General features: G+C 73.1%; 14 protein-coding genes and 1 pseudogene. 6 read left to right on the plus strand and 9 right to left on the minus strand.

Annotated features, from left to right (window positions below):
* The 3 genes and pseudogenes from OGL89_RS03845 to OGL89_RS03855 form a co-directional block, all read left to right on the plus strand.
* Nucleotides 1–228 (plus strand): annotated as a pseudogene (locus OGL89_RS03845) (hydrolase); the annotation flags it as partial.
* 369 nt (nucleotides 229–597) lie between these two features.
* Nucleotides 598–2,166, plus strand: a complete 1,569-nt coding sequence (gene lnt, locus OGL89_RS03850; protein WP_263118552.1) for an apolipoprotein N-acyltransferase — start codon at nucleotides 598–600, stop codon at nucleotides 2,164–2,166.
* 29 nt (nucleotides 2,167–2,195) lie between these two features.
* The gene (locus tag OGL89_RS03855) at nucleotides 2,196–2,936 is read left to right on the plus strand and encodes a polyprenol monophosphomannose synthase (protein WP_263118665.1); all 741 of its coding nucleotides are present in this window, start codon (nucleotides 2,196–2,198) and stop codon (nucleotides 2,934–2,936) included.
* A gap of 62 nt (nucleotides 2,937–2,998) precedes the next feature.
* Here the strand turns inward: OGL89_RS03855 and OGL89_RS03860 are convergent, their stop codons facing one another.
* The 7 genes from OGL89_RS03860 to OGL89_RS03890 all read right to left on the minus strand — a co-directional run bounded on the left by OGL89_RS03860 (nucleotide 2,999) and on the right by OGL89_RS03890 (nucleotide 8,190).
* Complete coding sequence (locus OGL89_RS03860) at nucleotides 2,999–3,343, minus strand: RNA polymerase-binding protein RbpA (protein WP_168629044.1); 345 nt, start codon at nucleotides 3,341–3,343, stop codon at nucleotides 2,999–3,001.
* A gap of 134 nt (nucleotides 3,344–3,477) precedes the next feature.
* The gene (locus OGL89_RS03865; protein WP_263118553.1) at nucleotides 3,478–4,575 is read right to left on the minus strand and encodes a glutamate--cysteine ligase; all 1,098 of its coding nucleotides are present in this window, start codon (nucleotides 4,573–4,575) and stop codon (nucleotides 3,478–3,480) included.
* Nucleotides 4,576–4,648: 73 nt separating this feature from the next.
* A complete protein-coding gene (locus tag OGL89_RS03870; protein WP_263118554.1) occupies nucleotides 4,649–5,356 on the minus strand; it encodes an alpha/beta hydrolase in 708 nt (235 codons plus the stop codon).
* Between the two features lie 47 nt (nucleotides 5,357–5,403).
* Complete coding sequence (locus OGL89_RS03875) at nucleotides 5,404–6,192, minus strand: hypothetical protein (RefSeq protein WP_263118555.1); 789 nt, start codon at nucleotides 6,190–6,192, stop codon at nucleotides 5,404–5,406.
* Between the two features lie 130 nt (nucleotides 6,193–6,322).
* Nucleotides 6,323–6,880 (minus strand): SigE family RNA polymerase sigma factor, encoded by a 558-nt coding sequence (locus tag OGL89_RS03880; protein ID WP_263118556.1) that lies wholly within the window; start codon nucleotides 6,878–6,880, stop codon nucleotides 6,323–6,325.
* A 42-nt stretch (nucleotides 6,881–6,922) separates the two neighbouring features.
* Nucleotides 6,923–7,834 (minus strand): cation diffusion facilitator family transporter, encoded by a 912-nt coding sequence (locus OGL89_RS03885; protein WP_263118557.1) that lies wholly within the window; start codon nucleotides 7,832–7,834, stop codon nucleotides 6,923–6,925.
* A complete protein-coding gene (locus OGL89_RS03890) occupies nucleotides 7,831–8,190 on the minus strand; it encodes a metalloregulator ArsR/SmtB family transcription factor (protein WP_263118666.1) in 360 nt (119 codons plus the stop codon). The genes OGL89_RS03885 and OGL89_RS03890 overlap by 4 nt, the downstream gene beginning before the upstream one ends.
* A gap of 81 nt (nucleotides 8,191–8,271) precedes the next feature.
* Here OGL89_RS03890 and OGL89_RS03895 point away from each other — a divergent pair, with 81 nt between their 5' ends.
* Both OGL89_RS03895 and OGL89_RS03900 read left to right on the plus strand, forming a co-directional pair.
* Complete coding sequence (locus tag OGL89_RS03895) at nucleotides 8,272–8,886, plus strand: GNAT family N-acetyltransferase (RefSeq protein ID WP_263118558.1); 615 nt, start codon at nucleotides 8,272–8,274, stop codon at nucleotides 8,884–8,886.
* Between the two features lie 9 nt (nucleotides 8,887–8,895).
* The gene (locus OGL89_RS03900) at nucleotides 8,896–10,011 is read left to right on the plus strand and encodes a hypothetical protein (protein WP_263118559.1); all 1,116 of its coding nucleotides are present in this window, start codon (nucleotides 8,896–8,898) and stop codon (nucleotides 10,009–10,011) included.
* On the opposite strand, the gene OGL89_RS03905 is transcribed toward OGL89_RS03900, so the two are convergent.
* The gene (locus OGL89_RS03905) at nucleotides 9,998–10,489 is read right to left on the minus strand and encodes a DinB family protein (protein WP_263118560.1); all 492 of its coding nucleotides are present in this window, start codon (nucleotides 10,487–10,489) and stop codon (nucleotides 9,998–10,000) included. The two genes, OGL89_RS03900 and OGL89_RS03905, sit on opposite strands and share 14 nt — an antisense overlap.
* Nucleotides 10,490–10,541: 52 nt before the next feature.
* Between OGL89_RS03905 and OGL89_RS03910 the strand changes: the two genes are divergently transcribed.
* A complete protein-coding gene (locus tag OGL89_RS03910; protein ID WP_263118561.1) occupies nucleotides 10,542–11,303 on the plus strand; it encodes an EI24 domain-containing protein in 762 nt (253 codons plus the stop codon).
* On the opposite strand, the gene OGL89_RS03915 is transcribed toward OGL89_RS03910, so the two are convergent.
* Complete coding sequence (locus tag OGL89_RS03915) at nucleotides 11,266–12,366, minus strand: acyltransferase (RefSeq protein ID WP_263118562.1); 1,101 nt, start codon at nucleotides 12,364–12,366, stop codon at nucleotides 11,266–11,268. The two genes, OGL89_RS03910 and OGL89_RS03915, sit on opposite strands and share 38 nt — an antisense overlap.
* Between the last annotated feature and the right edge of the window lie 10 nt (nucleotides 12,367–12,376).

Below are 12,376 nucleotides of genomic sequence, written 5' to 3' on the forward strand. Positions count from 1 at the left end.
GTGGACCCGCTCGCCGGGGAGCTGCGGGTGGGGGCGCCCGCGCACCTCGCGGTGTGGGACGTCGACGAGTCGGCCTGGGCACACCGCGGGGCGGACCGGCCGACCTGGAACCGGCCCGGCCGTCCCGCCCCGGACCCGGTGCTGCCGGAGCTCACCGGTGACGTCCCCGCACCGGTCTGCCGTCGGACGGTGCGCTCGGGCGTGGTGATCTTCGACGCCCTCGGATGACGTCCGTGTGAATTCTTTCCGGGTCGTTCACCCGGGTGTCGCCGGGCGGCCACGACGACACGCCGCACGACACGCCAGGCGTCCGCGGGGAATCGCCACACAACGGGCGCGGGTGACCTGCTCGGAGGCCCATCACCGGCCCGAACGCCGACCTTGACACCACCTGTGCACCGGGTAGCGTCTCGGCAGTGGCAGTGGTCGTGGTGCGGGAGCTCCCGCGGAGACACCCCTCCGATCACCCTCTGGCCCCGACCGGGCCCGCGTGTTCAGTAGAAAACGTGCCACCCCTCGGGGCGCTGCGCGGTACGAAGGACACGCGGGCCGGTCGGTCGGACGAAGCGCTCATCCGCGTGCCGTAGCATCGCCGACGTGCAGCCACGTGATCCCTCCCGCTGGTGGAGCGCGGTCCTGGCGGCGCTCGGCGGGGGACTGACCTGGACCGCCTTCCCGGACCTCGGCTGGTGGTTCGCCGCCGCCCCGGGCGTCGGCCTGCTGTTCTGGGCGATGCGCCGGGACAGCGCCCGGTGGAACGCACTGCTCGGGCTGCTCTGGGGGCTCGCGTTCTTCCTGCCGCTGATCACCTGGGCGGACGACGCGGTGGGCCTGGTGCCCTGGATCGCACTCTCGGTCGCCGAGGCAGGGTTCGTCGCGCTGTTCGGCGCCGCGTGGTCCTGGGCCCGTCGTGGTGAGGCGGTCTGGCGGTCCGCCTGGCTGCAGGTGCCGGTGTTCGCGGTGCTCTGGGTCGCGATCGAGGAGGCACGCTCGGCGGTGCCCTTCGGCGGGTTCCCGTGGGGTCGGCTCGCCTTCTCCCAGAGCGACGCCCCGCTGATCGCCCTGGCCAGCATCGGTGGCGCGCCTCTGGTCTCGTTGCTGGTCGCGGGGGTGGGCGCACTGCTGGCCCTGACCTGGTCCGGCGCCCGCGGGTTCGCACTCGGTGCGGTGCTGACCCGGGTGGGCGCAGCGGTCGCGGTGGTGCTGATCGGCTTCCTGGTCCCGCTGCCGACCCAGGCGGAGAACGACTCGCTGCGGGTGGCCGCGATCCAGGGCAACGTCGAGCATCCGGGCCTGGACGCCTTCGACCAGCGCCGCGAGGTGCTGGACAACCACCTGGAGGGCACCGCCGCGGTGACCGCGGCGGTCGGCTCCGGCGGTGTCGACCTGGTGCTCTGGCCGGAGAACGGCACCGACATCGACCCGGCCGCCGACCCGTCGGTCTGGGCGGACATCGACGCCGCTGCGCAGGCCGCCGGAGCCCCGATGCTGATCGGCACGGTCGAATACCCCGAGGACTCCGACGGCCGGTACAACACCGCTCTGCTCTGGGAGCCGGGGGAGGGTCCGGTCGCGCGCTACTCCAAGCAGCACCCGGCGCCGTTCGCCGAGTACATCCCGATCCGGGACCTGGTGCGGCCGTTCTCCTCCGCGGTCGACCTGGTCACCCGGGACATGATCGCGGGCACCGAACCCGGGGTGCTGCCGATGCGATCCGACCGGCTGGGCCGGACCGTGACCATCGGCGACGTGATCTGCTTCGAGGTGGCCTACGACGCCCTGGTGCGCGAGTCGGTGACCGAGGGCGCGGAGTTCCTGGTCGTCCAGACCAACAACGCCTCCTTCGGCTGGTCCGCGGAGTCCACCCAGCAGCTCGCGATGTCCCGGTTCCGGGCGGTCGAGCACGGCCGGGCCACGGTGCAGGTGTCGACGGTCGGCGTGAGCGCGGTGATCGCCCCGAACGGTGCGGTCTCCGAGGCGACCGACCTGTTCACCGCCGACCAGCTGGTGGCCACGTTGCCGCTGCGCGAGTCGCTCACGCTCGCCACCCGGATGGGGCCGTGGCCCGGCTGGGTGGTGTCGGGGCTCGGCCTCGTCATGGTGGGCGCGGGGATGGCCGGTGCACGACGGGTGCGCCGGGCCGACCGGCCGGAGGGAGCACGGTGAGCGGGTCGACGACGCGGCCGCTGGTGGTGATGCCCACCTATGACGAACGCGACAGCCTGCCGCGCACCCTGGACGCGCTGCGCCGGCACGCGCCGGAGGCGGACGTCCTGGTGGTCGACGACGGGTCGCCGGACGGCACCGGCGAGCTGGCCGAGCGGATCGCCGCCGAGGAGGAGGCCGAGCTGGGCCGCCGACGGATCCAGGTGATGCACCGGACCGGCAAGCAGGGACTCGGCACCGCGTACGTCGCCGGCTTCCGGTGGGCGCTGGAGCGGGGCTACCCGGCTGTGGTGGAGATGGACGCGGACGGCTCGCACCGGGCGGAGGATCTGCCCCGGCTGCTGGAGCGGCTCGACCGGCCGGACGCGCCCGCCCTGGTGATCGGGTCCCGGTGGGTGCGCGGCGGACGCGTCGTCAACTGGCCGCTGCACCGTCAGGTGCTCTCCCGCGGCGCGAACGTGTACGCGTGGCTCGCGATGGGCCTGCCCGTGCGGGACGCCACCGCCGGGTTCCGGGTCTACCGCCAGGACGTGCTGGGCCGGCTGGCGCTCGACGAGGTCGCCTCGCACGGGTACTGCTTCCAGATCGACATGGCCTGGCGGGTGATCCGGGCCGGCGGCAGCGTGGCGGAGGTGCCCATCACCTTTGTCGAGCGCGCCGAGGGCCGGTCGAAGATGAGCCGGAACATCGTGGTCGAGGCCCTGGTCCGGGTGACCGTGTGGGGCGCGCAGGAACGCTGGCGGCAGCTGCGTTCCCTGGTCCGGCCCTGACACGACCGAACGGGCCCCTCCCGGTGGGGAGGGACCCGTTCGTCGTCAAGGGCCGCCGGGGGTCAGGCGCTGCGGCGCAGCTTCCCCGCGCGGAGCAGGTCGAGCCGCTCGTCGAGGAGGTCCTCCAGCTCCTTGATGGTGCGCCGCTCCAGGAGCATGTCCCAGTGCGTGCGCGGCGGCTTGGTGGCCTTCGGCTCCGGCTTGGAGGCGTCGCGGAGCAGCGCCTCGGCGCCGCAGCGGCACTCCCACACCACCGGGACGTCGGCCTCGACCGAGAACGGCAGGATGATCGTGTGCCCGTTCGGGCAGTCGTAGTAGGCCTGGAGCCGGGGGGCGAAGTCGACGCCCTCATCCGACTCCATGCTGTGGGAACCGATGCGCATACCGCGCAGGGATCGGTTCGACATGGTGGGACCTCCGTGCCTTGACGTGCAGAGCTTGCTGTTACTCAGGTTCGTTCAACGTCCGAGCTGCTCCGTGTGTTCCACTGTGCCGTGAAGGTCCGGTGAACGCCCGCCGAGCAGACCCATGATGCCCGGAATCACCCGTGGGAGAGTGTCGCGTCCACCGCCCGGCGGACCAGCTCGGAGAAGTCCGCGCCCTCGGCCCGCCACTGTCGTTGCTGGTGAGCGCCGTTTCCGCGGGAGAACAACCGCTGGACACCCGCCTCGACGTGGGCGAGGTCACCTGCGTCCCGCAGCGCCGGGGTGATGTGCTCGACCAATTGGGCGACCACGTCGGCCGCCGGCGCCGGGGTGCCGGTGACCGGGGAGACCAGGTCCTCGCCCAGTCCGGTGCGGGCCGCTCGCCACCCGGCGATCCGGATCAACTCGGTCCGGGTGGGGTCGGGTTCCTGGACCCCGGAGACGGCGGTGTCCGCGAGGCCGCGCACCAGGGCGCCGATCAGCACCGCGTCCTCCGGGTCCAGGCAGACGTCCGCGACCCGGACCTCCACCGTCGGGTAGTGCGCGGACAGCCGGGCGTCGAAGTAGACCATCCCGTCGTCGAGGATCGTGCCGGAGCCGACCAGCTCGGCGACCGTGCGGCGGTAGGTGGCGGCGTCGCCGAACGGGGCGGTGGGGCCCGCGGTCGGCCAGCGCCCCCAGATCTGGGAGCGGAAGGACTCGTACCCCGAGTCGTCGCCGTGCCAGAACGGGCTGTTGGCGGAGAGCGCGAGCAGCACCGGGTTCCACCGGCGCAGGTGGTCGACGATCCGCACGCCCTCCTCGTCGTCGGCGACCTGGACGTGCACGTGGCAGCCGGAGGTCAGCTGATCCCGCGCGGTCCGGGCGAACAGCGACATGATCCGCCGAGCCCGGGCGTCCACCACGACCGTCGGGTCGGCCACATGCGGGGAGGTCGCCAGCGCCACGACGTGGTTCCCGGTGTGCTGCGCGGAGGCGTCGGCCCGGGCGCGACCGGCCCGCACCTCGGCCAGCAGCTCGTCCAGGTCCTCGCACGGGTGGGTCGAGGTCTCGACCTGCTCCTGGGCGAACTCCTTCTCCAGGGCGCCGCCCGGGGTGTCGCCGTGGTCGGGGTGCTCCGCGGAGGCGTGTTGCAACACGGCCGCGGCGACCGCGCGCGGGGCGCCGTCCGGGCCGACGATCAGGAACTCTTCTTCCACTCCGATGGTTCGCACCCGAGCAGTCTGGGGGCGTCCGGGGCGGTTGTCCTGCGCAGATGCGCGAGGTGACCAGGGACTCGACGGTGGTTCAGGCCGACTCGTGCGCGATCCGGCCCAGCAGCTGCGCCACCTCCGCCGGGCGGGACCACATCGGCCAGTGCCCGGTCGGCAGGTCCTCGTAGCGGACGTCCCGGAGCTCGGCCAGGCCGCCGATCCACGCCCAGCCCTCACTGATCGCCGCCCTGATCTGCTCACTGGTCAGCGAGGTGCACAGCACGGTGGTCGCCACGTCCAGCCGGCCGCCGCACGTCAGCTCCGGCCCCTCGCGGACCGGGCCGCCGGGCTCGGGCACCGCGCGCTCCCGGAACCGATCCAGCTGCTCGGGGGAGAGCCCGTCCAGGCTGTTGCCGTCCTCCTCCAGATCGGCCCAGGTCGGCAGCGGCATCTCCGGGGCGTCGAAGCCCGGGTTCAGCGGGCCGCTGGCCGGACCGGAGTCGACGTACACCGCGTGCGCGACCAGCTCCGGGCGCCGGTCGGTCGCCGCGTAACCCGGCACCCCCGCACCGGAGTGGACCGCCAGCACCACCGGCTCCCCGGCCGCCTCGATCGCGGCCACCACCGCGTCCACGTGGTCCGCCAGCGTCACCGACCCGCGGTCCGGGTGCTCGGGTTCCAGCCCGGGCAGGGTGACCGCCGTGACCCGGTGGCCCTCGGCGCGCAGCAGGTCGGCGACCTCGTCCCACGCCCATGCGCCGAGCCAGAATCCGGGGACCAGGACGATCGGTGCAGGTGTCATGGGCGTCACAGTAGGACGAGGGTCGGACATCGGCGATGGATGCGCGATCAGTCGGCGTACGCCGGGCCGAAAGCTGGCGGCGCGATCGGCGGAGCGACGACTGCCTCGCCGAAGAACCGGTGTGCTGTGTCGTCAAGGCTCGAGGTGAACTGGAGCACCAGGAGTCGGTCCGGGTCGACCACATAGGACCCGGGCAGTTCGACATCGATCTGGGTCAGCACCAGACCCGGGCGCCCGACACCATCGCTGCCGGGCTCCGTGACGATGTAGGGCGATGCCAGCAACAGATCCAATGCCGCCTGGCGAAGATCCGCAGGGGCCGCGCCACCCAACCTGAGAATGTCGACGGAGCGCATCATCACGTCGGTACCGCTCGCGTCGTCTCCGCTCGGAGTTCCTTGCAGGATCAGATCCTCGAGCCCCTGAGCATCATGCGGAAGGTCGGTGATCGCCACGTTCCCGAGCGGGTCGGTCAGCTCGGCCACCTCCTCACGGACCGAGCGCAGTCCGTACAGCGACTCGACCGTCCCACCGACCCAGGACATGCCGGGTTGGTCGAGTGCGGTCCACTCCTCGTAGTAGGGCGGCGGGTGGCCCTCGGTCTCGGTCCTGATGTACCAGTAGGGCTCGTCGGCCGTGACCGAGGCGGGTCCGGATGACACGCGGGCTGGCGGTGTCGACTCGACGGCGGACGGCTCCGGTGTGTGGGTCGGCGTGGGAACAGGTGTCGGGGTGGGGCTCGGACTGGAGGTCGGCGACGGAGTGGCGATCGGGTTCGGGGCGTCCTGCCAGGCCCAGCCGAGGCCTCCGGCGACCACGCCCAGGACGGCGATCACACCGATGGACTGGGCGGTCCGGATGATCCGGCGTCGGCGGTGGGCGCGGGGGATGACCCGCTCGGTGTGCACCGGGACGTCGGGGACGGCCCGATCGGCGAAGGAACGGAGGAAGTCGTCGTCGTTCATGTCAGCGGCTCCTCTCGGTCGTGGTGTCGGACGGTTCCAGGACGGCGCGCAGCTGGCCGAGGGCCCGGGAGGCGGTGGACTTCACCGTGCCGACCGAGATGCCCAGGTCGTCGGCGACCTCGCGTTCGGACAGGCCGACGAAGTGCCGCAGGACGACGACCCTGCGCTGGCGGGCCGAGAGCAGGGCGAGCGCCCGGGTGAGCTGGTCGCGATCGTGACTGCGGGCCGCGTCGCGGTCGTCACCGTGGTCGGGGAGCGTGGTCGGGTCGCTCAGCACCTCGCGCCGCCGTCGGCGCCAGGTGTCGATCCGCAGGTTCGCCAGGGTGCGGCGGGCGTAGGCCAGCGGGTCGCCCTGGCGGGCCTGCGACCACGCGAGGTAGGTGCGGACCAGTGCCTGCTGCACCAGCTCGTCGGCCTGATGGACGTCACCGCACAACAGCCACGCGGTCCGGGCGAGCGCGGGACTCGCCTCGGTCATGAAACGGGTGAACTCGGTGTCCCGATCGGTCGGGGGCCCGGTGTCGACCAGGAGCTCGGTCCCGGGTGGTGCGTCGTCCATGCCCTCTACACGTCTCAGCGCGCGCAAAGGTTGTGCCGCGGTTCAGACATGGTCGACGTGCTCGTGTCCGCGGTGCCCGACCGGCTCGATCTGAAAGGTGGAGTGCTCGACCGAGAGATCGAAGTGCTGGGCGACGCACTCCTGCAACTGATCCAGGATCCGCGCGGTGTGACCATCGGTGAAGCAGCTGTCGTCGACCACCACGTGCGCGGTGATCACGGGCAGCCCGGTGGCGATCAGGCTGGCGTGCAGGTCGTGCACGCCCCGCACGTGCTCCATCCGCTCCAGGTGTCCGCGCACGGCGTCCAGGTCCAGCCCGGGCGGGGTGGACTCCAGCAGGACGGCGCCGGTCTCACGCAGCAGGGTGACCGCGCGCGGGACGATCAGCACGCCGATCAGCAGACCGGCGACCGCGTCGGCCTGCTGCCAACCGGTCGTGGCGATCACGACCGCGGCCACGATCACGCCCAGCGACCCCAGCGCGTCGTTCGTCACCTCCAGGAAGGCTGCGCGCAGGTTGAAGGAGGCGGAACGGCGACCGGACAGGACGAGGAGCGAGGCGACGTTGGCGACCAGGCCGATCACACCGAAGACGATCAGCTCGGTGGACGGGATCTCCGGCGGGGCGGCGAATCGGCGGATCGCCTCCACCAGGACGTAGACACCGACCACCAGCAGCACCGCGGACTGGGCGAGCGCGGCCAGGACCTCCGCGCGACGCAGACCCCAGGTACGGCGGGCGGTCGCCGGACGACGGACCAGGTGCGCGGCGAACAGCGCCATCGCCAGCCCGGCGGTGTCGGTCAGCATGTGCGCCGTGTCGACCAGCAGGGCCAGTGAGCCGGTGAGCCAGGCGCCGATCGCCTGGGCGACCAGCACGGTGGCGGTCAGTCCGAAGGCGATCGAGAGCCGGCGGCGGTCGTCGGGGACCGCGTGGGTGTGGTCGTGGCTCATCGGGCGTCCAGGTGGGTGCAGGTGGCGGCGTCGGCGCCGGGGCCGTGCACCAGCTCGTCCGCGCCTGCCAGCAGAGCGGCGAGCCGGGCCGGGTCGGCGACCGAGTACCGGGAGGAGCGCCCGACGCTGCGCAGCCGGACCAGGCCGCAGTCGCGCAGGCAGGCGAGGTGGACCGACACCGTGCTCTGGGCCAGGCCGAGGTGGTCGGTGAGCTCGCGGACCGAGTGCTCGCCGGTGAACAGGTGACGCAGGATGCTCAGTCGCGCGGGTTCGCCGAGCGCTCGGAACACCGCGGCCACCGGGGCGGCGAGGCTGGTGTCGCTGGGCTCCGGGGCGTCGTCGACCGTCGATGTCATCGTCACTCGGCGATGATAGGTCCGGGGAGGGCGGGAGGGAAGCCCTCTAACCTGGTCGGACGCCGACTTCCTGGAGCCTCGATGGTCACCGTCTCCGCCGCCACCCGACCCGCCGACCTCGTGGCCGCGGCCGCCCTGCTCGCGGAGGGCTTCGCCGCCGACCCGCTGATCGCCGCCGTGCTGCCCGGTGCCGTGGCCGAGCGCCGTCGACGGCTGGACCGGTTCTACCGCGCCTGGCTGGGCGCCTCGGAGGACGGGCGGGCGGTCGACCTGGCTCGGCGGGACGACGGCGAGGTGGTGGGCGTCGCGATCTGGCACGCACCGAACGCGCCGGAGCACCGGCCCTCGCTCGCCCTCTCCCTCCGGGTGCTGCGCGCACTGGGCTGGACCGGCAGTCGGGCGTGGCAGCGGATGGAACGGACCTTCGCGGCGGTGCACCCGACCGCACCGCACTGGTACCTGTCGGACGTGGCCGTCTCCGGGCAGGCCCGGGGTGAGGGCGTCGGGTCCGCGCTGCTCGGCCACCGGTTGGCGAGGGTGGATGCAGAGGGAGCGGCGGCGTACCTGGAGGCGACGACCCCCGGCTCCCGGCGGATGTACGGGCGACTGGGCTTCGTGCCCCGCGGGCCGATCCGCGGGCTGCCGGGTGAGCAGGAGCCGCCGGAGGCGATGTGGCGGGCGGCGGCCGAGCGCTAGCCTGCGCGGATGAGCACGAACCAGCCCGCGGTCGACCTGCTCGATGTCGGCGCGGCGATGGCAGGTCGGCACCTGGACCGCCATGCGGCGATCAGCCCGCTGGGGTGGTGGCTGCTGGCGGCTCTGATCGGCACCCCGAACGGGCTCGGCGGGTCGGACGATGAGCTCGGGATGCCCGGGGCGGATGCAGCAGCACTCGCTCGCCAGGTACTGGCACACCCACATCCGGGACTCGCCCGGGCGGTGGCGGTGTGGACCGGGACCGCGAGTGAGCCGGACGCGGTCGCCCGGCTCGCCGACGTCGCGGGTACTGGACCGATCCCGACCCAGGCACAGGCCGATGCCTGGGTGCGCGAGCACACCGACGGTCTGATCGAGGAGTTCCCGGTCGCCGTGGATCCCGGGCTGGCGATCCTGCTGGCGTCGGCGCTGTCCGTGCGGTCCGACTGGGACGACCCGTTCGAGCCGGCTGACGCGTTCACCGGGGAGTTCGCGGCAGCGACCGTGCTCGGCACACCGCCGACCGGGCACCGGATCGAGGTGGTGGACACCGTGGCTGCCGGGCTGGTCGGTGTGCACGCAGCGACGGCACCCGGACTCACGGTCTGGTCGGTGATCGCCGCTCCGAGGATCGGACCCGAGTCGACCCATCGGGCGGCGGCCGAGGTGGTCCGGCTGGCCGGTGGACTGTCGGGTTCGGCCCGTCGGATCCCGCGTTCGGAACTGACCCGAGGCGAGGGTCACGCCTGGACGGTGTCGAAGCCGCGCGGGCGACCGCCCCGGGACCGGGCCCGCCTCCCGCAGTGGTCGGCCGCGACCACGATCGACCTGAGCGCAGAACCGGTGCTCTCGCTGCTCGGCCCCGCCTTGGATGAATTCCTGGTCCCGGCTGCCCGCCCGGCCGAGGTGTCCGCGACGCAGACCACGGTGGCGGCGTTCCACGCCGCGGGGTTCGACGCGGCCTCGATCAGTGCAGTCTGGTTGCGCGCGGCGACCGTCCAGGGCGGCACCGGGGAACTGGCGCTGCGCTTCGACCGGCCCTACGCGGTGCTGGCGATCGCCGAGCATCTGCCGGTGCTGCTGCCCGCCTTCTGCGCCTGGGTCGCCGACGTCACTCCCCGGTGACCCCGTCCAGGAGCTCCCGCAGCACGTCGAGCTGTCCCGCGTGCCGCGCGGTCTCCTCGATCAGGTGCAGCAGCACCCAGCGCAGCTGCGCCGGTGGGCCGCCCGTGCACTGCTCGTCCAGGTCGCGGCCGGTCAGGATCGTCCGGCTCTCTGCGCAGGCCGCCTGGTAGTCGGCGATCGCCTCGGCCAGCGAGTCGTCGGCGGTGACCCGCCACTCGCCGTCCGGGTCCTCGTCGCTGCCGTGCCGGCGGTCGTAGGAGAGCCCGGCGAAGGCCTCGGTGATCCAGCTGCGTTCGACGTCCGCCAGGTGCCGGAGCATCCCGGTCACGGTGGTCGCGGAAGGCAGGAGTCGTCGTGCCGCGTCCTGGTCGGAGAGGCCCTCCGCCTTGAGCACGACGGTCGCGCGCTGGTAGTCGAGGAAGACGTCCAGCAGCTCGCGTTCGCCACCCCAGATGTGGGTATCGGGTCGATTCGTCATACCGGGGAGGGTAGAACCGGGGTGTGACATGGGTCACCTAGGATGGTGCGCGATGAACGAGATCCTGGACGGTGCCCGCCTGCTCGGACGAGGTTGGGGCTGGTGGCGGCGTCGGCCGGGCCTGATGCTGCTGGGGCTGGTACCCGCGGCGGTGGTGTCGCTCGCACTGCTGGCGGGCCTCCTCGTGCTGATCTGGCACCTCGACAGCCTGGGTGACGCCCTGACCCCGTTCGCCGACGACTGGAGCCCCGGCTGGGAGCGCGCGGCCGAGCTGACCGCGGGGGCGGTGGTGCTGGCAGCGGCCCTGGTGCTGATCGTGGTGACCTTCACCGGGCTGACGCTGGCGCTGGGGGAGCCCTGCTACGACCGGATCTGGCGGATGACCGAGCAGGACACCACCGGGGCAGTGCCGGAGGGGTCCACCGGGTTCTGGCGGGGTGCGGTCGACGGTGCGGCCCTGGTCGTGCGCGGGCTGGTGGTGGCGGTGCTCGCCGGGCTGCTCGGTCTGATCCCGGTGATCGGCACACCGCTCGGGTGGCTCGCGGGGGTGCTGCTGACCGGGTGGCTGCTGGCGGGCGAGCTCACCGCCCGGGCGCTGACCGCGCGCGGGATCGGCCGGGCGGAGCGGGTTCGCCTGCTGCGGGCCCATCGGAGCCGGGCGCTCGGATTCGGGGTGGCGACGCAGCTCTGCTTCCTGGTGCCCGGCGGCGCGGTGGCGACGATGCCCGCGGCGGTGGTCGGGTCGACCCTGCTGGCGCAGTCGATGGTGCCGCCGGTCAGGCAGCCGGGGACGGGGCGGCCGCCCGTGCCGTGAGCCGTCGTCGCAGCCGGGCCGCCGGTCGCTCCACCAGCCACCAGCTCGCGGTGGCAGCGGCGATCGTCAGCGCCGCACCGATCACGCCACCGAGCAGGGTGCGCGGGTCGCCGATCCAGCTCTGGATCGGCAGGTTCCACAGGTAGGCCGCGTAGGAGATGGTGCCGAGCCGGGCGAACAGCCGGATCGCCGGGTGGGTGCCGAGCGCCGGACCGGCGGTCCAGGCCAGCAGCACCAGGACGCCCGAGCCGGCGGCGACGACGGGCAGGGTGATCAGGTAGGTCCACGGGTGATCGCCCTGAGCGGGCAGGACGGCGCCCGCGAGCAGGAGGGCGACCAGGGCGCCGCCGAGCAGCAGTCGAGCGCGCGGTGCGGTGGGCAGCAGGGCGGTGACGCGATCCTGGGCCGCCCGGAGCCCGCAGCCGATCAGCAGGGCGCTGGCCCAAGAGGTCGGCAGCGCGTAGACCCGCGCGCTCTCCGCTCCCTGGTAGACGAGGGTGGCGGCGCAGGCCAGCAGCGCGAGGGCGATCCCGGTCACGATCACCCGGCCGACGGCGCGTCGTCGCCAGGCCAGGGCCAGCACCAGCGGCCAGACCAGGTAGAACTGCTCCTCGGTGGCCAGGGTCCACAGGTGGTACATCGACCCGGAACCGTGCGGCACGAACGGCAGGTTCATCGTGTAGGTCAGGCCGGTGAGCAGGGTGTCGCCGACGAGCGCCCGGCCTTCGCCGTGCTCGACGACGCCCTCGACCACGGCGTACCCGGCGAGCACCAGCAGCAGCGGGGGGAGCAGGCGCAGCAGACGGGCCAGGAAGAATCCGCCGTAGTGGACGCCGCCGGCGCGTTCCAGGTCGCGCAGCAGCAGCCCGGTGATCAGGAAGCCGGACAGGGTGAAGAACAGCGTGACGCCCAGCATGCCGCCGGCGCCGAAGACGCCGGGGTGGGCGTGGTTGAGCATCACCAGCAGCAGGGCCAGACCGCGCAGGGCGTCGAGCCCGGGCAGGCGGGCCGCACGGGCCGGGCCGGCCTCGCGGCCCGTCGGGGGTGTGTCGGCAACTCTCACGTCACGTAAG

It is taken from the genome of Cellulomonas sp. RIT-PI-Y (genome assembly GCF_025642745.1).
GTDB lineage: Bacteria > Actinomycetota > Actinomycetes > Actinomycetales > Cellulomonadaceae > Cellulomonas.